Origin of the sequence: Halobellus captivus (assembly GCF_007655485.1) — an archaeon.
Classification (GTDB): domain Archaea; phylum Halobacteriota; class Halobacteria; order Halobacteriales; family Haloferacaceae; genus Haloquadratum; species Haloquadratum captivum.
Genome location: NZ_VJXQ01000003.1, coordinates 346624 through 363867 on the forward strand (window position 1 = coordinate 346624; position 17244 = coordinate 363867).

The 17244-nt window shown below is 66.1% G+C and carries 22 protein-coding genes and 1 tRNA gene; 9 read left to right on the plus strand and 14 right to left on the minus strand.

Annotated features, from left to right (window positions below; genetic code table 11):
• Nucleotides 1–101 precede the first annotated feature (101 nt).
• Nucleotides 102–869 (plus strand): CRISPR-associated protein Cas4, encoded by a 768-nt coding sequence (locus tag FJT57_RS11075; RefSeq protein WP_144905345.1) that lies wholly within the window; start codon nucleotides 102–104, stop codon nucleotides 867–869.
• 131 nt (nucleotides 870–1000) lie between these two features.
• Here FJT57_RS11075 and FJT57_RS11080 read toward each other — a convergent pair whose 3' ends face one another.
• The 3 genes from FJT57_RS11080 to FJT57_RS11090 form a co-directional block, all read right to left on the minus strand.
• Nucleotides 1001–1654, minus strand: coding sequence for an L-threonylcarbamoyladenylate synthase (locus FJT57_RS11080; protein WP_144905139.1), 654 nt, complete (start codon nucleotides 1652–1654; stop codon nucleotides 1001–1003).
• 99 nt (nucleotides 1655–1753) lie between these two features.
• Nucleotides 1754–2263 carry a redoxin domain-containing protein gene (locus FJT57_RS11085; RefSeq protein WP_144905141.1) on the minus strand — a complete coding sequence of 170 codons (510 nt, stop codon included), beginning with the start codon at nucleotides 2261–2263 and terminating at the stop codon, nucleotides 1754–1756.
• Nucleotides 2263–2532 (minus strand): glutathione S-transferase N-terminal domain-containing protein, encoded by a 270-nt coding sequence (locus FJT57_RS11090; protein WP_144905143.1) that lies wholly within the window; start codon nucleotides 2530–2532, stop codon nucleotides 2263–2265. Before FJT57_RS11090 ends, FJT57_RS11085 begins: the two co-directional genes overlap by 1 nt.
• A gap of 163 nt (nucleotides 2533–2695) precedes the next feature.
• Between FJT57_RS11090 and FJT57_RS11095 the strand changes: the two genes are divergently transcribed.
• Nucleotides 2696–4189: a hemolysin family protein gene (locus tag FJT57_RS11095; RefSeq protein WP_144905146.1), complete on the plus strand. Its 1494-nt coding sequence runs from the start codon at nucleotides 2696–2698 to the stop codon at nucleotides 4187–4189.
• Between the two features lie 31 nt (nucleotides 4190–4220).
• Here FJT57_RS11095 and FJT57_RS11100 read toward each other — a convergent pair whose 3' ends face one another.
• Together FJT57_RS11100 and FJT57_RS11105 are read right to left on the minus strand one after the other, a co-directional pair.
• Nucleotides 4221–5423 carry an inorganic phosphate transporter gene (locus FJT57_RS11100; RefSeq protein ID WP_144905148.1) on the minus strand — a complete coding sequence of 401 codons (1203 nt, stop codon included), beginning with the start codon at nucleotides 5421–5423 and terminating at the stop codon, nucleotides 4221–4223.
• A 5-nt stretch (nucleotides 5424–5428) separates the two neighbouring features.
• On the minus strand, nucleotides 5429–5650 hold the full coding sequence (locus FJT57_RS11105; RefSeq protein ID WP_203229152.1) for a DUF7859 family protein: 222 nt from the start codon (nucleotides 5648–5650) through the stop codon (nucleotides 5429–5431).
• Nucleotides 5651–5783: 133 nt separating this feature from the next.
• Between FJT57_RS11105 and FJT57_RS11110 the strand changes: the two genes are divergently transcribed.
• Nucleotides 5784–6800: an ArsR/SmtB family transcription factor gene (locus FJT57_RS11110; RefSeq protein ID WP_144905150.1), complete on the plus strand. Its 1017-nt coding sequence runs from the start codon at nucleotides 5784–5786 to the stop codon at nucleotides 6798–6800.
• 67 nt (nucleotides 6801–6867) lie between these two features.
• Here the strand turns inward: FJT57_RS11110 and FJT57_RS11115 are convergent, their stop codons facing one another.
• Entirely contained in the window at nucleotides 6868–7386 is a 519-nt protein-coding gene (locus FJT57_RS11115; RefSeq protein ID WP_144905152.1) for a metallophosphoesterase, read from the minus strand.
• Between the two features lie 120 nt (nucleotides 7387–7506).
• Here FJT57_RS11115 and FJT57_RS11120 point away from each other — a divergent pair, with 120 nt between their 5' ends.
• Nucleotides 7507–8448, plus strand: coding sequence for a cation diffusion facilitator family transporter (locus FJT57_RS11120; protein ID WP_144905154.1), 942 nt, complete (start codon nucleotides 7507–7509; stop codon nucleotides 8446–8448).
• An 81-nt stretch (nucleotides 8449–8529) separates the two neighbouring features.
• On the opposite strand, the gene FJT57_RS11125 is transcribed toward FJT57_RS11120, so the two are convergent.
• A complete protein-coding gene (locus FJT57_RS11125; protein ID WP_144905156.1) occupies nucleotides 8530–9561 on the minus strand; it encodes a threonine aldolase family protein in 1032 nt (343 codons plus the stop codon).
• A 231-nt stretch (nucleotides 9562–9792) separates the two neighbouring features.
• Nucleotides 9793–10338 (minus strand): DoxX family protein, encoded by a 546-nt coding sequence (locus tag FJT57_RS11130; RefSeq protein ID WP_144905158.1) that lies wholly within the window; start codon nucleotides 10336–10338, stop codon nucleotides 9793–9795.
• 199 nt (nucleotides 10339–10537) lie between these two features.
• Here FJT57_RS11130 and FJT57_RS11135 point away from each other — a divergent pair, with 199 nt between their 5' ends.
• Together FJT57_RS11135 and FJT57_RS11140 are read left to right on the plus strand one after the other, a co-directional pair.
• On the plus strand, nucleotides 10538–10957 hold the full coding sequence (locus FJT57_RS11135) for an EamA family transporter (protein ID WP_144905160.1): 420 nt from the start codon (nucleotides 10538–10540) through the stop codon (nucleotides 10955–10957).
• Nucleotides 10957–11376, plus strand: a complete 420-nt coding sequence (locus FJT57_RS11140; RefSeq protein WP_144905163.1) for an EamA family transporter — start codon at nucleotides 10957–10959, stop codon at nucleotides 11374–11376. Before FJT57_RS11135 ends, FJT57_RS11140 begins: the two co-directional genes overlap by 1 nt.
• Before the next feature lie 294 nt (nucleotides 11377–11670).
• Here FJT57_RS11140 and FJT57_RS11145 read toward each other — a convergent pair.
• A tRNA-His gene (locus FJT57_RS11145) sits at nucleotides 11671–11743 on the minus strand.
• Between the two features lie 119 nt (nucleotides 11744–11862).
• Between FJT57_RS11145 and FJT57_RS11150 the strand changes: the two genes are divergently transcribed.
• Nucleotides 11863–12318, plus strand: coding sequence for a DUF5814 domain-containing protein (locus FJT57_RS11150; RefSeq protein WP_144905165.1), 456 nt, complete (start codon nucleotides 11863–11865; stop codon nucleotides 12316–12318).
• A 30-nt stretch (nucleotides 12319–12348) separates the two neighbouring features.
• Here the strand turns inward: FJT57_RS11150 and FJT57_RS11155 are convergent, their stop codons facing one another.
• From FJT57_RS11155 to FJT57_RS11170, 4 genes are all read right to left on the minus strand, one after another.
• Nucleotides 12349–12717, minus strand: coding sequence for a DUF7344 domain-containing protein (locus tag FJT57_RS11155; RefSeq protein WP_144905167.1), 369 nt, complete (start codon nucleotides 12715–12717; stop codon nucleotides 12349–12351).
• Nucleotides 12718–12847: 130 nt separating this feature from the next.
• The gene (locus FJT57_RS11160) at nucleotides 12848–13258 is read right to left on the minus strand and encodes a ribbon-helix-helix protein, CopG family (protein ID WP_144905169.1); all 411 of its coding nucleotides are present in this window, start codon (nucleotides 13256–13258) and stop codon (nucleotides 12848–12850) included.
• A 157-nt stretch (nucleotides 13259–13415) separates the two neighbouring features.
• Nucleotides 13416–14105: an RPA family protein gene (locus FJT57_RS11165; RefSeq protein WP_144905171.1), complete on the minus strand. Its 690-nt coding sequence runs from the start codon at nucleotides 14103–14105 to the stop codon at nucleotides 13416–13418.
• A gap of 1 nt (nucleotide 14106) precedes the next feature.
• Nucleotides 14107–15036, minus strand: a complete 930-nt coding sequence (locus FJT57_RS11170) for a replication factor A (RefSeq protein ID WP_144905173.1) — start codon at nucleotides 15034–15036, stop codon at nucleotides 14107–14109.
• Between the two features lie 229 nt (nucleotides 15037–15265).
• Here FJT57_RS11170 and FJT57_RS11175 point away from each other — a divergent pair, with 229 nt between their 5' ends.
• Both FJT57_RS11175 and FJT57_RS11180 read left to right on the plus strand, forming a co-directional pair.
• A complete protein-coding gene (locus FJT57_RS11175) occupies nucleotides 15266–15577 on the plus strand; it encodes a DUF7091 family protein (protein ID WP_144905175.1) in 312 nt (103 codons plus the stop codon).
• Entirely contained in the window at nucleotides 15577–16710 is a 1134-nt protein-coding gene (locus FJT57_RS11180; RefSeq protein WP_144905177.1) for a mannose-1-phosphate guanylyltransferase, read from the plus strand. Before FJT57_RS11175 ends, FJT57_RS11180 begins: the two co-directional genes overlap by 1 nt.
• 21 nt (nucleotides 16711–16731) lie before the next feature.
• Here FJT57_RS11180 and FJT57_RS11185 read toward each other — a convergent pair whose 3' ends face one another.
• Nucleotides 16732–17244: a Tfx family DNA-binding protein gene (locus tag FJT57_RS11185; RefSeq protein ID WP_144905179.1), complete on the minus strand. Its 513-nt coding sequence runs from the start codon at nucleotides 17242–17244 to the stop codon at nucleotides 16732–16734.

The following is a 17244-nucleotide window of genomic DNA, read 5'->3' on the forward strand; positions in this document are numbered from 1 at the left end:
CCGCTGCCCCCGACGATGCCCCGTCAGCGTCGCCCGCTGACGACTCCGATCGACCCCGATCCGAGGGTTCAGACGCCGAAAACGAACCGCAGCCATCCTCTTTGGACGGCACGACTCCGATATCTCACCTCGCCCGTGCGGCCTACTGTCCGCGGCAGCTCCACTACGCCCGACGCGATGACGACCACGAACCGCCGTCAGGGGTCGCGGCCGTTCGCTCGCTGGCGTTCGCGTACGACCGAAACCGGTTCGCGACCGACGAGACGCTCCGCAGTCTGCCGATCGCCGTCTCGCCCGGGGCGTACCGGGAGAACCTCGCTGACCTCGCTCGACGGGAGCAGTTCGAACGCCTCGCGGATCCAACCGCGCGCGACGTCTTCCTCCGCGGCCGCGACTGCCACGGCGTCGCTCACAAGGTGTTGGAACCGACGGACGCGGACGGGAGCGCCGAATCGGGGTCTGAATTGACGGACGATTCCTCGACGGTCGAACAGACGAGCGCGGCGCCGACAGTCGAACAGACGGATGCACCGCCGACGCCGACGATCGTCTCGCCGGGCGATCCGCCGCCGCAGGGCGTCTGGGAGCCCCAGCGGGTCCGCGCCGTCGCGGTCGCGAAGGCGCTCGCGTGGGAACGGAACCGAGAAGTTCCGCGAGCCCTCGTCGAGTACCCGGCTCACGGCGTCGTCCGGACCGTCCGGTTGACGACGCGGAACAGGAGCGCCTACCGGCGGACGCTGTGGACGGTCCGGTCGATGGCGGGCGTTCCGAGTCGAACCCGCGACACCGCCAAGTGCGACGCCTGCGACTACCGGTCGACCTGCGGGACGAAAACGCGGTCGCTGCGGACGCTCCTCGGACTGGGGTGATCCGTGCGCTGGCGGTCTCGTCGCTGCCGCTGGTTCGCCGGTCGTCATCAGTCGCCGCCGCTAGTTCGCCAATCGTCCCCAGTCGCTGGCGTGGACCGGCCGGTCATCACCGCTCGCCGCCACTGATCTGATCAGTCGCTCTCGACAGTCGGCTGCGACCCGGTCTCGTCGGTCAGCCACGCCACGATCGCGTCGGCCATCGCCCCGCGTCGGTGGACGACGTTGCGCTCGGGATCGACCACCGTGCTCTCGGTCCCGGGTGTCGGCCCCGCGTCGACGACGGCCCCGACCGACTCGCGGAGCGTCGGGTCCAACGCGGAGACGTCGGTGACGCTCGCCGAGCCGCTGACGTTGGCGCTCGTCGCGGTCACCGGGGTCGGGGCGACCCGCTCGAACAGCGCCAGCGCCACCTCGTGATCCGGGATCCGGACGCCGACGCGGTCGCCGCCAGCGGTGAGCACGTCGGGAACCGCGGGTTTCCGTTCGACAACGACGGTGACCGGTCCGGGGAGGAACGCCCGCATAAACCGGCACGCTCGTTCGGTCGGACGGGTGTATCGCAGGGCCCCGTCGATGCTCGGGACGCCCAACGAGAGCGGCTTCGATCGATCGCGGCCTTTGAGCTCGAACACGCGCTCGACGGCCGCCGGATCCGTCGCATCCGCACCGAGCCCGTAGACCGTCTCGGTCGGATAGACCACGGCCTCGCCGCGTTCGATCGCCGCTGCCGCCTCGTCGATGGCGGCCGAGAGTCGGGAATCTGCCGTTTCCTCGAAATCGGTCATCTGTCCGAGTCGATGAGGTCAGCGGAAAAGAGCGTGGCGGATGCGCGCGTCGGATCCCGGTGGGCTCCGAGTCGGCTGGAAACCGATCGATTCCGTCGTTCAGACGTGTTGGTCGATCGCGGCCTCGATCTCGTCGTACTCGGGGAACTCGGGCCACTCCGCGGCGGCCCACGCGTACTGGACCGTTCGCGACTCGTCGAGGAGGAAGACGGCCGGGCGGTGTTCGATCACCCCAGCCATCCCGTCGAGGGGGTTCTCGATCCCGTAGTCGGCGGCCACCTCGGCGGCAGGGTCCGAGAAGAGACGGGCCCCGTCCGCCCGCTCGTCGAGGAGGGCTTTGTGCTCGTACGGCGAGGAGACGGACACGCCGACGACCTGCACGTCGTCCGCGAACGCTCGGTCGTCGATCTCGTTCCAGATGTACGTCGTCGGGAACGCGCCGTCCATCGGGTGGAACACCAGGAGCGTCGGCCCCTCGGACGCGACCGCCGAGAGCGACGCGTCCTCCCAGTACTCTTCGTTCACGATCGGTCGCGTGAAGTCCGGTGCGGTTTCGCCCGCCTCGGGGTGGTCGCTCTCCGGAAGCGAAACGACCTCGAAGTCGACCATCATGCGGCCCCTCCCTCGCCGTAGGTCGTCGTCAGGTACTCGACGATGTTCGCCGACTCCGACATCGTGACGCCGGTATCCTCGTCGACGATCGCCGGGACGCTCCGCTTACCGGAGACGCGCTTGACCACGTCGCGGTCGGCGTGCATCGGCTCGACGAACCGGGATCGATACGAGAGATCCAGTTCGTCGAGGACGCGGACGACGCGCTCGCAGAACGGACACGCCTGCAGCCGATACAGGGTGATCTGTGGGTCGGAATCGCTCATACCTCGGGTACGGCCGTCTCGTCCCTAAGGCTGTCGGAGGCGGTCGTGGGGCGTCTGCTAGGCCCCCGCATCCAACCCGTTGTCACGTTCGAGGGCTCCCGCGTCCGCAACCAACGACGAGGGTAACTCTTAATTCCGGGGCAAGACAAGGTGACGTAGTTATATGGGTTTGTCTCCGCCATTCGCCTCTATCGCCGCGCGAGCCCCGGACGAAATCGCCGACAGAACCGCGATCGAACTGGGGGCTAACGCCGGTGAGACCCCCGTACTCGATCTTATCTCCGGTCCGACCACTGTCTCCGGCACGCTCCTCCAGACGGTGCCGATCAACGACACGACGGTGACCGTCGCTGGCGCGGTCGCGATTGTCCTCTTGATCGCCTTTTCGGCGTTCTTCTCCTCCTCGGAGATCGCGATGTTCTCGCTGGCGAAGCATCGGGTCGACTCGCTCGTCGAAGACGGCGTCCCGCGGGCGAACGTCGTCAGCGATCTCAAGGCGAACCCGCATCGGCTTCTCATCACGATCCTCGTCGGCAACAACATCGTCAACATCGCGATGTCGTCGATCGCGACCGCGATCGTGAGTATCTACTTCGACCCGGGTGCGGCCGTGCTGGCCTCGACGTTCGGGATCACGACGTTAGTCCTCCTGTTCGGCGAGAGCGCGCCGAAGTCCTACGCCGTCGAGAACACCGAGTCGTGGGCGCTCCGTATCGCGCGACCGCTGAAGTACTCCGAGTACGTCCTCCTGCCGCTGGTCGTCGTCTTCGATTACTTGACTCGCGTCATCAACAAGGTCACCGGGGGCCGCTCGGCGATCGAGACCTCCTACATCACCCGCGATGAGATCCAAGATCTCATCCAGACGGGCGAACGCGAGGGCGTCATCGAGGAGGAAGAGAGGGAAATGCTCGACCGCATCTTCCGCTTCAACCAGACCATCGCAAAGGAGGTGATGACGCCGCGGCTCGATATGACGGCCGTCCCGAAGGACGCCACCCTCGATGAGGCGATCGAGACGTGCGTTCAGTCAGACCACGAGCGCGTGCCGGTCTACGACGGCAACCTCGACAACATCATCGGCATCGTCACGATCCGCGATCTGGTCAGAGAGAAGCACTACGGCACCGGGGTCGCCTCGCTGACGGACATTGTCCAGCCGACGCTGCACGTCCCCGAATCGAAGAACGTCGACGAACTGCTCACGGAGATCCAGGACAACCGCCTGCGAATGGTGATCGTCATCGACGAGTTCGGGACTACCGAGGGACTCGTCACGCTGGAGGATATGGTCGAAGAGATCGTCGGGGACATCCTCGAAGACGACGAGGAGGAGTCCTTCGAGTACGTGGACGACCGCGAGACGCTCGTCCGCGGCGAAGTCAACATCGACGAGGTCAACGAGGAACTCGGGCTGGAACTCCCGGAGGGCGAGGAGTTCGAGACGCTCGCGGGGTTCATTTTCAACCGCGCCGGTCGGTTGGTCGAAGAGGGCGAGGAGATCACCTACGACGGCATCACGATCCGCATCGAGCAGGTGGACAACACCCGGATTATGAAGGCGCGGATCACGATCCCGGAACCGGCGGAGACGGAGGACGAGGAGGAGGCGGACACCGACGCGAGCGAACAGTCGGAATCACCCACGCAGGAGTAGCCCAGCATCGGTTCAGATGATCGATTCCGGTTCAGATCGACAGCACGGCGTCGACGCCGAGGAACCCGAGGTAGGCGACGCCGAAGGCCAACACGAGCGACCCGGCCCACGCCAGCACCGTTTTGAGCATCTTCTCGCGACTGACCCCCGCGCCCCCGGCGGCGTAGCCACTTCCGATGATCGCGCTGACGATGATCTCGTTGAACGACACCGGGATCCCGAGCGCGACGGCCGCCTGCGCGATGGCGAACGACGGGATCATCGCCGCGATCGACCGTCGGGGACCGAGCGAGGAGTAGTCCTGCGCGATCGCTTTAATCATCCGCGGCGCACCGGTCCACGAGCCGACGAGCAGTCCCAGCCCGCCGCCGACGAGCAGCGCGGGGAGCGGGACGGCCACCTCGTCTAAGAGCGGGACCAGCGGACCGATCGCGAGCCCGACCTGACTGCCACCGGCCGAGAAGGCGACGAGGCCGCCCAACAGCAGCAGGAACCGGCGTTGCCCGCGCGTCGCGTCGACGGCGATCTCCCGGTGAATGAGCGCGACGAACGCGAGGACGATCAGCGCGGAGACGATTACGACGCCGAGGTCGACGCCGACGACCGGGAGCACGATCGGGGGCGTCGCGGACGCGCCGACCTCCGCCAGCGATCGGCCCGATTCGCCTCCGAGCGCCGCGAACCGGATGTTCGCGACCAGCAGGCCGACGACGCCGCTGAGCGCGGGAATGGCGACGCGCTCGGGGATCGATTCGTTGCGGAGCAGTTTGGCGGTCCCGTAGGCGATTCCGCCGCCGACAAACGGCGTGAGAACCCACAGCGCGACGATCTGCTGGTACTTCGCGACCGCGGGACCGCCGCCGTTGGCGAGGCCGACGCCGACGACCGCGCCGGTGACGGTGAACGCCGTCGCGATCGGATAGCCCGCGAACACGCCGATCGCGACGAGGGCGGCGGCGACCAGCAGCGCCACCGTCGACGCGGTGGCCGTGAGCACGGAGCCGACGACGAGTTCCGTGCCGACGGCCTCGGTCACGTTCGCGCCCTGGAGGACGGCACCGGCGAGGCCGAGCACGCCGACGACGAACCCCGCGCGCATCACGGAAATCGCGTTCGCGCCGACCGCCGGGGCGAACGGCGTTGACCCCGAGGAGCCCGCGCCGATCGACCACGCCATAAACAGGCTGGCCAGCGCGGCGATGACGAGCGTGGCCAGCGTCGCGACCACAACCATCGCGGCTACTTCCCCCGGTATCCTTCGTCGAACCCGTCGCGAAGCCCGGTCAGCGTCCGCCTGACGAAGAGATACGCGAAGAAGACGAATCCCAGGAGAAACACGAGGAGGATAACCAACGCCGGGTTCGAGGCGACGAAGTCGACGACGACGTCGATCTGTGCGGGATCGCCACCCGGATGCACGGCTCGCAATCGGCCGATCGCATCTGGTGGAGCAGCGAACATAGCCCCCGCTTCCCCCGGCGTCAGTAAATGCGTTTCGCCGTCGACATCCGCGACCGACTCCCGCCACCGGCCGCACGCACTGCGCCAACGAAGGTAACACTCATCATACACGCGTCGAAAACACTGCCGAAAGATGGCCGATATCCTGCCATCCCGGCCAGATGTCCCCGACGACGAGGACAAAGACCCTCGCGTCGTCGGCCTCGATAGCGACGAGGTCGACGAACTGCTCGCCGCGATCGGCTCCCAGACGGCGAGAGAGACGCTCGCGGAGCTGCACGACGAGCCGGGAACGCCCTCCGAGGTGGCCTCCCGCGTCGACACGTCGATCCAGAACGCCCAGTACCACCTCGGGCGACTCGAAACCGCCGGGCTGATCGAATCCGCGGGAACGGCGTACTCCGAAAAGGGCCGGGAGATGACCGTCTACGCGCCCGCCGACCGCGCGCTCGTCGTCGTCGCCGGGACGGACGACGACACAACGGGGCTCCAGTCGGCGCTGACGCAGTTGCTCGGCGGACTCGGCGTCGTCGCGCTCGGCAGCGTCATCGTCGACCGCCTCGCCCGAACGGGGATCCGTCCGCCGATCGCGCTCGGGTCCAGCGGTGCGGACGGCGGTACCGGCGGGGCAGATGGTGGAGGCGGTACCGGCGGGGCCGACGGCGGGAGCACGCCCGGCGGTACCGGCGGTGACGGAACGAACAACCTCAGCGGAACCGAAACGGACGCCCCCGCTGATTCCGAGACCGCGACATCCGGTTCGGAACCGACGGGGGAGTCGACGTCGGAACCGACCGCGGAACCGACGAATACGCCGTCCGACGACGGCGGCGGGTTCCAGATCGCGGAGGCGACCGACACACCGGGCCCGGAGGCAACGTCGGAGCCGACGGCACAGCCGACTCCCGAGCCGACGGACGCGCCCACTGCGACGGACGCGCCCCCCACCGAAACGGTCGCGGAGGCGACGCGGACAGCCGCCGATATGACGCAAGCAGTCGTCGACACGGCGCAAAGCGCCGGAGGGGAGGGGCCGATTCAAGCGCTGCACGCCGCGGTATCGACGCTTCCGCCAGGGGCGTTCTTCTTCACGGGGGGACTCGTGGCGCTGGTGCTTTTGACGGTCTGGCAGACTGACTGGATGCGTTGATCTCGATCCCGGCTGCTTGCGATGATCGCCGTCGAATCAAACGTTGCTGTCAACGTCTCTCGTCGCGTTACTCGTCGATTTGGATGACGAACGACTCGAACACGTCGCCGTCGACGGTGACGAGCCGCCCCTCCACGCCGCCGTCCGGACGCGCTTCGAGTTCGGCGTGCGCGGCGCGGTTGCCGCGGGGCTGGGCGTGGCTCCCCGGATTGAGGAGGACGACCTCGCCGCGCTCGTCGTACGTCGGGCGGTGGCTGTGACCGAACAGGACCACGTCGGCACCGCGCTGTCGGCCGAACAACGGGAGCGCAGTCGGGCCGCCGGGACGCGTGTGCGTCATCGCGAACGTGAGTCCACCGAAGGTGAAATTCCGGGCCTCGGGAAGTCGCGAGCGGATCGGGGCGTCGTCGTTGTTGCCGATGACGCCCAGCAGTCGCGACGATTCGCGTTCGAAGTCGTCGAGGACGGACTCGCGCATAAAGTCGCCCGCGTGAGCGACGACTTCCGCCTCGCGGACGGCGTCGAGCGTTCGTCCCGAGAGTCGGTGTGAATCTGTGCTGTGGGTATCGGAGACGACGGTGAGCATTGCGGGGTGGTATGACGTCGAGAACCAAGAACCGACCGACCCGAATTCGGAGCGGTCACCGGTACGACGGCGCCCGTCGACGGTGCAAATCACTTTATCCCTATCGCCGGAGGTATGCATATGGCCGGAAGCAAAGGCGTCGTCCTCGCCGCGCTGTTCGCGAACGGGGCGATCGCGATCCTGAAGTTCGGCGGGTTTCTCCTCACCGGCAGTCCCTCGATGCTGTCGGAGACGTACCACTCGATCTCTGATACGGGGAACCAGGTGTTTCTCCTCGTCGGGATCCGGTTCAGCGAGAAGGAATCCAGCCGCGAGCACCCGTTCGGCTACGGGAAGGCGCAGTTCTTTTATTCCTTTCTCGTCGCCGTCCTCCTGTTCGGCATCGCTGGCTGGGAGTCGATGAAGCACGGCTACAACGCGATCGTGCACGGCAGCCACGCCATCAGCGGGACACTCACGTTCGCGGGGACGACGTTCCCCTCGTGGTACGTGAACGTGGTCGTGCTGCTCGGCGCGATCGGGTTCGAGACCTACGCGCTCGCGAAGGCGAACGCGGAGATGCAGCGGCAGATCGATCACTACGGATGGAGCGGAATCCGAGAGGCATTCGGCAAGATGAGCGACGTGACGACGCTAACGGCGTTCACGGAGGACTCGATCGCGCTCGCCGGGGCCGCGTTGGCACTCGTGGGCATTCTGCTCTCGAAGGCGACCGGGAACGAGGTCTTCGACGCGATTGCCGCCGTACTCATCGGGATTCTGCTGATGGGGTTCGCGCTCGCGCTGGCGTGGGAGAACAAGCGACTGATCCTCGGCGAGAGCCTCCCCGCGGACGTCGAGGCCGAACTCCGAGCCGTCGTTCGTGCGTCCCCGCGCGTCGTCCACCTCGACACGTTCCGGTCGGTGTACGTCGGCCCCCAGACCGTCCTCGTGACGATGGACGTGAGTTTCGATCCGGAGACGGAGGCGACGGAGCTGGACGGCGTCATCGACGACCTCGAAGCGCGGTTGTACCAGGCAGACGACCGAATCCGCCACGTGTTCGTCGAGCCGGAAGTCTGAGTCGCGTTTCGACCTCCGGGCCGCATTTCAGTCGCTCGCTGCGCGTGCCGACGATCAGCGCGGAAACGGATCTCGGAGGTATCAGCCTCTGATGCCGTCGACGGCGCCGGAAATGCGATCGACTGCCTCCTCGACGTCTTCTCGGGTCACGTCCAGGTGCGTGCAGAAGCGCGTGAGGTTCGGCCCGTGCTGGCCGCCGAGGACGCCCTGTTCCGCGCACGCGTCGATGAACGCCTCGGCTCCGACGCCCAGGTCGTCGGTGAACACCTGCACGATGTTCGTATCGGGCTCCGCGGCGCGGAGGCCGTCGACCGCGTCGAGACCGCTCGCGAGCGCGGCGGCGTTGTCGTGATCGATGGCGAGCCGTTCGACGTTCTCCAGCGCGAGCAGCCCGGGTGCGGCGATCACGCCCGCCTGTCGCATCCCGCCCCCGAACAGTTTCCGGATCCGCCGGGCGTCCTCGATGAACGATTCACTTCCCGCGAGGATCGACCCCACCGGCGCGCCGAGGCCCTTCGAGAGACAGAACAGGACGGAGTCGACGTCGCGGACCATCCTCGGAGGCTCGACGTCGAGCGCGACGCAGGCGTTGAACAGCCGCGCGCCGTCGAGGTGGACCGGCACGTCGCGGTCGTGAGCGGCGTCCGCGGCCGCCGAAATCGCTTCCGGCGGAACCGCGACGCCCCCGCGGCCGTTGTGGGTGTTTTCGAGCGCGACGAGTCCGGTTCCGGCCCGGTGGAGGTCCTCTTCGACGTACGCGCCGTCGATCTGTCCGGGCGTCGGCACCGCGTCGTCGGCGTCGACCGGGCGCGGCTGAATCCCAGATAACTGGGCGAGCCCGCCGAGTTCCCAGCAGTAGATGTGGGACCGCTCGTCGAGGATGATTTCCTCGCCGCGCTCGGCGTGGACCCGCGCGGCGATCTGATTGCCCATCGTGCCGGTGGGAACGTAGAGCGCGTCCCCGGTGCCGACGCGGTCGGCCGCGGCCGCTTCCAGTTCGTTCACCGTCGGGTCCTCGCCGTAGACGTCGTCGCCGACCGGCGCGTCCGCGGCCGCCTCGCGCATCGCGTCGGAGGGACGCGTCACCGTGTCGCTCCGGAGATCGATCGCCATACGCGACTCGTCGGCGTCAACGGAGAAATATCCGCGGATCGGCGGCGTCGCAACGTCCGGGAACGGAATTCATAGCCAATGGGAGACCCAACGAAACGGGATACTGCGGCAGAACTCTGCGAGGCGAAACTACGGCTCGAAAGAAACTACGACTGAAACGATGACTCAAAAGAAACTACGACGCGAAAGAAGCTACGACAGGAATCTCGGATGCTCACCCGCGGACGGGGGTCACCCGAGGAGGAACTTCGCGATTCGGGTGTTCGCGAAGTCGAGCTTTTCGAGGTAGGCGTCCAGGCCGAGGATCCGGCCCGCGCCGAGCGTCGCGAGGGTGACGAAGAGCAGCAGCCCCATCAGGTCACCGTTGACGAGCCCGTGCGCCCAGTCGGCGTTCCCCAGGTAGAAGAACGACATCAGGAGGACCCCGAAGAACGAGGCCAACCGGACGAGCGCACCCACGATCAGTCCGAGTCCGATGAGGAACTCACCGGCCGGGACCATCAGGTTCGTGAGGTCCATCAGCCACGGGGTGCCCGCGACCCACGCGAACAGGCCAGCGATCGGACTGCCGGTCGCGTTGAGGAGGTAGCCGCTCGCGTCGAACGGTTCTCCGGCGACGACGCTGAACTTCGTAAAGCCCGCGTGGAGGAACCAGTAGCCGGTGATCACGCGCAGCACGGCGATCCAGTATCCGGCCAGCGTTCCCTGCAGGTCGAAGTCGAGGACGTTGCCGAAGGTCGTCTCAGCCGCGGTTCGGGTTGTGGGGGTTGTGCTCATAATCGTTCACCTTACAGCTAAACAAATGCGCGCTCGACCCATATAACGGGAGAACGATTCTCGATTGTGTAGAAATCGAGTCACCGGTTGTCTCGGATCGGAGCAGTTGTGTCGGCAGCGACGGGATCGCATCGGTCCGATCGGGTGCGTAAGAGCGTGATACCGAAACAGGAATGCACTGTTCAGGAATGTATTCGCTATGGAGTACCTTCCGTGGGTGGTCGTCGCGCTCGTTTCGTACGGGATGCTCGCACCGGTAACCAGCAAGGTGACGCAGGAGGTTCCGCCCGCCGTGTCGCTGTTTCTCGCAACTGTCGTCTTCCTCGTCTTGACTCTCGGCGTGATGGTCGCGACGGATACGAACCCGCTAGCCTACGTGTTCCTGCCCAGCGCGGGCTACGTGTACGTCGGCGGCGCGTTCCTCGCGGTCGGCATCCTCTCGTATTACTTCGCGTTACAACGCGGCCCGGTCAGCGTCGTCGTGCCGATTTACGGGATGTTCATCGTCGGCAGCTCGGTCATCGGAATCGCGTTCCTCGGGGAGGCGCTGACAGTCACCCGGGTTGGGGGGATCGCATCCGCGATCATCGCGGTCTATCTGAGTTCGGGGGCCGAGTGATGGCGCGATCGTACCTGCAGTTCTCGATCGTCGCCTTCGTGACTTACAGCCTCGTCGCACCGCTTTTGAAGGTCGCGATGGAGACGGTTCCGAGCACGCCAGCGGTCTTCTTCTCGAACTTCGTGCTTCTCATCGTCGTCGGTGGCGTCTTACACTACCGCGGCGAGTCACCCCTCCCGTACCTCCGACACCAGTATACGCCGCACATCATCGGTCTCGGCGTGCTGCTCACCGTTGGGCTGTTGACGTACTATCGGGCGCTCGAACTGGGGCCCGTGAGCGTCGTCGTGCCGATCTACGGGCTCTTCATCGTCGTGAGTTCGGTGATCGGAATCGTCGCCTTCGACGAGGCCCTGACGCCTCGAAAGATCGCGGGGATCGCCTTCAGTATCCTCGCGATCGTGTTGATCTCGATCTGAGGACCGACTTCTGAGGCCTTCCCGGACGGATTCACTACTGGTCGTTACCCTTGGCAGCGTGACTTGGGCTCCAGGCTCCGATCGCAGACGCTCGCTTCGATCCCTCGTTCGGTTCTCTCGTCGACTTCCCCTTCGACACTCGCGACGAGCACACGCTACGCGGCGCTCGTTGGTTGTGGTCTCAGACAGAACCGTCCGGGTGCGAGAATCGAACCCGAGGCGGGACTCGCTGCGCTCATCTGGCGTGATTCAATCTCACTGTCCGTCCTTCTTCGTCACTACGTTCCCCAGAAGGTCCGGGTGCGAGAATCGAACCCGCGTCTCAGCCTCCACAAGGCTGAAGGATAGTCCACTACCCTAACCCGGACACGCACCTTCAGGTACCCCCGTCGAAGTCAAATACGTTACGACTCCGTACCGGGGTGCGCTGGTGTCGCACGGAGACCGAGACGTTTTTCGCCCGCAGCGACCTACCCCCGCCCAACCGTGGCTATCACGGACAAGGTCTACCTCAAGAACCACCGCCAGATCGTCTCCCAGCTCGACGTCAACATCCCGAAAGGGGCGTTTAAGGGCGCGACGATGGACGTGCTCTACTCCGGCGAGGGGCTCTCGAAGGTCGACGACGCGACGCGCGACCGCCTGCTCGACTTCGCTCAGGACTTCCTCGATCCGGAGAATCCGGACGACCTCTACACCGGCTACCCCGAGCGGCAGTTCGTCCGCTACCTCTTGGAACTGCGCGCGCAGGGGCTCGGACCCGACGCCATCGTCGACGTGATGGGCGACGAGTATATGCTGTACGCGTACTCCGGCGACGTGCTCTCGTTTCTGGACAACGCGGTCAGAACCCTCGAGGCGGCCGAGACGCTCGCGGGCGTCGACGGCAACCAGGAGATGGAACAGAAACTGCACCGCGCGCGGACGGCGCTCTCAAGATAGCGCGCGAGTTGAGCACGTCGGAGTTGCGTCCTAGTTGAGCAACTCGGACACGTCGATGGTGTCGATATCCAAAGACGGCTTTTCGAGGCGCTGCGCGATCGAGAGCAGTATCTCGACTTCCCGAGCGGCGTCGGTGATTCTCACCCCCTCGTTCTCGCGGTCGAACTCGACACTCGCGGCCGACTCGATCTCCGGCAGATGCGTGTGATTCAACGTCAACATCACGTCCTCGAACCGTTCGTCAGGCTCCGAACCCTCAGCCGAAGCGGCTTCCCACTCGTTGACCGCATCCGTGAGTTCCTCGATCGTAACCGGGCGGTCTTGTTGATAGAGATAATAGAGCGCGTACCGCCGCCGTTCCTTGCTCAGTAGCCTGAATACCTCGTCTAATGAATTCACGGAGAAGTCAGGCGATGTACAGCTATATAGATTTCGCCGAGAATCAGTACAAGACCGGCCCACGTCGATTCCGATGCCGACACGCCTCTGTGAGTGTTTCCGAGCGCTCCCAACGCGGATGGCTCCCCGCTCAACCCAGTCGGAACGACGGCTCGTCCGGTTCGGCTGCATCGAGGTCTTCGAGGTGGATTACTTCCTCGTCGTCGTCTTCGAGCTGCTCGCGGAGGTGGTTCACGTACTGCTTGTGCTCTTCGAGTTGCTCGCGGAGGTGTTCAGCCTCCAGTTCGAGGCGCTCGTGCTCGCGGACGAAGCTCTTCGGGACGGTCACCGTCGGCGGGAACTCCGACTCGCCGCCGGTTCGCAACTCTTCGAGTTCGTGCTCGGCGACGACCTGCACCTGGCCGTCGTGGGCAACGAGCGTGTCGACGTAGTCGCGAAAGACCGCTGACAGCGAAATGTCTCGCTCCTCAGCGATTTCCCGGAGCGTCTCGAAGGCGTCCTCGTTGACACGGAACGAGATCGTCTTGTTCTTGTTGCCCATAGGTTCGTCTCGTAATTCGTCGGCCGATCCACTTAACGCTTCGTCAGACGTTCTCACGGCGGCAGATGGGGAACACAGTCCTCGAATCGGATGTGAGAAAATTGTCCGGGGCGCTATCGAACCGATCTAACGGCCTAGGGGTCGAGCTAGCGATGGCCTACGGTTCGGGCTGGAGATCCGCGGCGTCAGAGTCGTCGTCGACGTCAGCGTCGGAACCGGCGTCAGCGTCACCGTCGGCGACCGTCCCGCCGTCGAGGCCGAACTCGTCGCTGTCGGACTCTTCGAGACTCTCAAGTGCGGACACCGCCGACTCGGTGTAGCGATCGATCGGGAGGTCGTACTCCTCGCGGGCCATCCGCGCGTACTCGTTGCCCTCCTCGTCGAACGCCTCGATGCGGTCGAGCGTCCGCTCGGCGGTTTCGACGACCCAGCGGTCGCGCGTCGCCGCGTCGACGACCTGGATCGACTCGGGCCTGACGGAGACGTTGACCGTCCCGTCGTCGGTCTCGTACGTCCGCGGCTTGCCGACGACCGCGACGTACGCTGGTGGCTCCAGATCCCGGAGCATACTCGCGGCCTCGGGCTGGTACTGCCCGGCGTAGACGAAGAACGTCCCCGTGGGGTCGACGATGCGACCGCGCCAGTACTCGTTGTCCTCGCCGACGTCGTCTTTCTCCGTCAGTGTCCCGACGAAGAACACGCGGTTCGCTTTCTCGCCGGTCGGCAGCAGCAGGTAGACCGGCGCGCGGTCGTCGTCGGATTCCTTGAAGGTGAAGGCGGCGTCGTTGAACTCGTCTGCGAACACGCGTCGGGCGACTTCTCGGGATGGAATCTCGTTTGCGCTCATATCAGATCGACCTCGCTTTGATCAGCACCGCTTCTGGATCCGCCGGTTCGGTGAGCCGTTCGACCTCGTCGGCGAGGACGTAGCGTCCCAGTTCGGGGCCGGAGACGCGGTAGTAGGTGCCGAGGAGGTCCTCGCGCATCTCGTCGACGACGACGGTCGTGTCGAGGGCGTCCATCGCCATCTGCTGGGCCTCGTCGAGCGTGATTTCCGTGAGGTCCTCTGTGACATCGCGGCCGAAGATGATCTCGTAGACGCGCTCGCCGTCGTCGAGCACGCCCTTGATCCGCAGGTCGAACTCGCCGTCGACGTCGCCGTGCTCCGAGCAGCGACCGTTCTGGAGGACGCGCGTACAGCCCTCCTCGGGGCAGCGCTTGATGAGGCCGCTCCCCGACTGGATGTCGACGAGCGCGCCCTCGACGGTGGTCGAGTCGTCGCCGACTTCGATCTCCTCGTCGAGCTCCTCGATCGAGGTCGTCTTGTTCAGCTTCACCGAGAAGTTACCCTGGTACTCGTCGGTGACGACGTTGCCGAGGCGGTAGACCGCACCCTCTTCGAGCTTCGGGAGGTCCGACGTCTCGAAGGCGACGAACTTCGTCCGGCCGGATTCGTCGCCGAGCAGGCCCACCTGCGCGATCGACTCGCTTCGGGGCTCCCACAGTTCGACGACTTTCGCAGTCACGTCGATCCACTGCTCGTCCTCGTCGATGTCGGCGAGGCGGACCTCGTCGTTGCCGCCGCGTCCGATCTCGTCGCGTTCGAGGCCTGCCTCTTCGAGGTAGCTGTTGATGACCGAGCGACGCGCTTCCTCGACCGGCACGCGGTACTCCTCGACGAGGTTCTCCAGTCGCTCTTCGACTTCGGCCTCGTCGACGTCTAGGTGGTCCGAGAACTGTTCGGCTATCTCCGCTGCGTGTGTTCGCAGGTCTGACATAGTTTCACTCGCCTCCGCCTTGTTTTCCGTTGGGAGGCACAGAGCGTTTGGTGCGCGATGGGTAATAAACTGTCGTAACCGGGGTGAAAGTGAAATCCGACGGCCCGGGTGCCGTATGGATAACAGCGCATCAACGAGACGGAACACCGTACCGACAGCGCCGCTTTCGACGGGGCGGTCGTCAGCGCCACCAACGGACCTATGTCGGTCCGAATCCCACACCCGAGCGATGGACGACCGCCTCGAAGGACTGCTGCGACGGAAGCTTCGAGAGGCGGGCCGACAGTACGCTCGCGCCCGCGACGCCTACCGAGAGGGGCGGCAGTCGGCTGACGCGGCCGAAGCGGGCGAACGCGACGCCGTACCGGACGCGCTTCCCCGCGACGACGAGGGACGCGTCCGCCTCGTCTGCCGTCGCGAGGCCGAACGGCGGGCCGTCGCGGTCGACGCCGACGGCCATCCGGCCTGTTTCGAGGCGGGTCACCCCGACTGTGAGGGCTGCGCCGAAGACGTCAGAGACGGTATCGTGGAGACGTGGTGATGACCGAACCGCGATCTTCTCCAGCGACGGAGCAATCCGTAGCGGAGCGACCCGCAGCGGAGCAACCCGCGACGGACGACGCCGCTTCGCTCCCAGTGGTCGCCGCCGTGCTCGCCGGGGGAACCGGGTCGCGGCTCTACCCCGCGAGCCGATCCGACCGGCCGAAGCAGTTCCTCTCGTTGGCGGGTGGCGGCAAGTCGCTTCTCGAGCGGACCGTCGACCGCGCCCGCGAGGTCGCCGACGAAGTGGTCGTCGTCACGCGCGAGTCGTACCGCGACGGCGTCGCCGAGCGGGTCGGCGACGGCGTGACGGTCCTCGTGGAACCCGCGGGCCGGGACACTGGTCCCGCGCTGTTGTACGCGACGCACCGAATTTCGCGCCGGTACGACGACTGCGTGCTTCTGTCGCTCCCGAGCGATCACCTCGTCGGCGAGGGCTTCGCGGACGCAGTCCGCCGCGGGACTGCCGTCGCGGCGACCGAGGACCGGCTGGTCACCTTCGGCGTGGAGCCGACCCGTCCCGAGACCGGCTACGGCTACATCGAAGCGGCGGGACCCGGGGGAGAAACCGAGTGGCAATCGGTCCGGTCGTTCCACGAGAAACCCGACGCCGCGACCGCGGCCGCGTACGTCGAGGCGGGTCACTACTGGAACGCCGGGCTGTTCGCCTGGCGGCCGGAGATCCTCTTCGATGCCGTCGAGAGGTCGCCGCTGGCTCCGCTCTCGGCAGCGCTCGCCGCCGCCGATGACTCGCGCGGTGCGGCGGACGGGACAGTCACGGCCGCCTTCGAGTCTATCGATCCCGTGAGCGTCGACAACGCCGTCTTCGAGACTGCCGACGACGTCGCGGTGGTCCCGGTGTCGTTCCCGTGGGACGACGTCGGCGCGTGGGACGCGCTCGAACGAGTTCTCGACGCTGACGCGAACGGAAACGTCTCCGACGGCGACGTCACGCTCCGAACGGTCGAGGCCGAGGACAACGTCGTCGTCGCCGACGACGCGCACGTCTCGCTTGTCGGCGTGTCGGACCTCGCGGTGGTCGCGTGGGACGGTCGCGTGCTGGTGGTGCCGAAAGCGCAGGCGCAGAAGGTCAAATCGCTCGTGCGGTCGCTCCAGGACCGCGGGGAGTTCTGAAGACGTCTCAACAGTCCCGCGTCACTCCGTCGTTCGTCGGACCTGCACCGTCCCGCCGGTCGTGACGCCGACGAGCAGCGACTCGCGGACCTCCCGGCCCTGAATGGCGTCACCGGCGGCGTCGGAGACGACCTTCATCAGCTCCGGCGCCGTTCGGTTCACTTTCACCCCCGCCTCGTCGCAGGCGTCGTAGACCTGTTTGGGCACGTCGTACAGGTCCGTTCCCTTCTCGACGGAGATCTGGACCGGCGCGGCCAACGCCTCGGCGAAGGCGACAGTCTCTCGCGCCTTCTCGACGTTCCGCCGGGCACTCGACTCGACGCTCGACACGTTCGCGCGCGAGGTCCCGAGCATATCCGCGATTCGGGACTGCTGGACCCCACGCTCGCGGAGCACGAGCACCTCGGCCTGCCGTCGCGTCAACACGCTCTCTTCGGCGTCGAATCCGACTTCCGACAGCGCGGCGTCGACGTCGAACACCTCGTCGTCGTCCGACGTTGTTGCGCCGCCGCCGTCGCCTTCGCCATCAGCCAT

What these genes read in the sequence shown, in the direction of transcription:
- FJT57_RS11120 (WP_144905154.1), top strand. Translation starts at nt 7,507, where the DNA reads ATGGCCGGAAGCAAAGGCGTCGTCCTCGCCGCGCTGTTCGCGAACGGG.
- FJT57_RS11140 (WP_144905163.1), top strand. Translation starts at nt 10,957, where the DNA reads ATGGCGCGATCGTACCTGCAGTTCTCGATCGTCGCCTTCGTGACTTAC.
- FJT57_RS11100 (WP_144905148.1), bottom strand. Translation starts at nt 5,423, where the DNA reads ATGGTTGTGGTCGCGACGCTGGCCACGCTCGTCATCGCCGCGCTGGCC.
- FJT57_RS11080 (WP_144905139.1), bottom strand. Translation starts at nt 1,654, where the DNA reads ATGACCGATTTCGAGGAAACGGCAGATTCCCGACTCTCGGCCGCCATC.
- FJT57_RS11160 (WP_144905169.1), bottom strand. Translation starts at nt 13,258, where the DNA reads ATGGGCAACAAGAACAAGACGATCTCGTTCCGTGTCAACGAGGACGCC.
- FJT57_RS11130 (WP_144905158.1), bottom strand. Translation starts at nt 10,338, where the DNA reads ATGAGCACAACCCCCACAACCCGAACCGCGGCTGAGACGACCTTCGGC.
- FJT57_RS11165 (WP_144905171.1), bottom strand. Translation starts at nt 14,105, where the DNA reads ATGAGCGCAAACGAGATTCCATCCCGAGAAGTCGCCCGACGCGTGTTC.
- FJT57_RS11110 (WP_144905150.1), top strand. Translation starts at nt 5,784, where the DNA reads ATGGCCGATATCCTGCCATCCCGGCCAGATGTCCCCGACGACGAGGAC.
- FJT57_RS11175 (WP_144905175.1), top strand. Translation starts at nt 15,266, where the DNA reads ATGGACGACCGCCTCGAAGGACTGCTGCGACGGAAGCTTCGAGAGGCG.
- FJT57_RS11115 (WP_144905152.1), bottom strand. Translation starts at nt 7,386, where the DNA reads ATGCTCACCGTCGTCTCCGATACCCACAGCACAGATTCACACCGACTC.
- FJT57_RS11090 (WP_144905143.1), bottom strand. Translation starts at nt 2,532, where the DNA reads ATGAGCGATTCCGACCCACAGATCACCCTGTATCGGCTGCAGGCGTGT.
- FJT57_RS11170 (WP_144905173.1), bottom strand. Translation starts at nt 15,036, where the DNA reads ATGTCAGACCTGCGAACACACGCAGCGGAGATAGCCGAACAGTTCTCG.
- FJT57_RS11180 (WP_144905177.1), top strand. Translation starts at nt 15,577, where the DNA reads ATGACCGAACCGCGATCTTCTCCAGCGACGGAGCAATCCGTAGCGGAG.
- FJT57_RS11125 (WP_144905156.1), bottom strand. Translation starts at nt 9,561, where the DNA reads ATGGCGATCGATCTCCGGAGCGACACGGTGACGCGTCCCTCCGACGCG.
- FJT57_RS11135 (WP_144905160.1), top strand. Translation starts at nt 10,538, where the DNA reads ATGGAGTACCTTCCGTGGGTGGTCGTCGCGCTCGTTTCGTACGGGATG.
- FJT57_RS11185 (WP_144905179.1), bottom strand. Translation starts at nt 17,244, where the DNA reads ATGGCTGATGGCGAAGGCGACGGCGGCGGCGCAACAACGTCGGACGAC.
- FJT57_RS11105 (WP_203229152.1), bottom strand. Translation starts at nt 5,650, where the DNA reads ATGTTCGCTGCTCCACCAGATGCGATCGGCCGATTGCGAGCCGTGCAT.
- FJT57_RS11085 (WP_144905141.1), bottom strand. Translation starts at nt 2,263, where the DNA reads ATGGTCGACTTCGAGGTCGTTTCGCTTCCGGAGAGCGACCACCCCGAG.
- FJT57_RS11095 (WP_144905146.1), top strand. Translation starts at nt 2,696, where the DNA reads ATGGGTTTGTCTCCGCCATTCGCCTCTATCGCCGCGCGAGCCCCGGAC.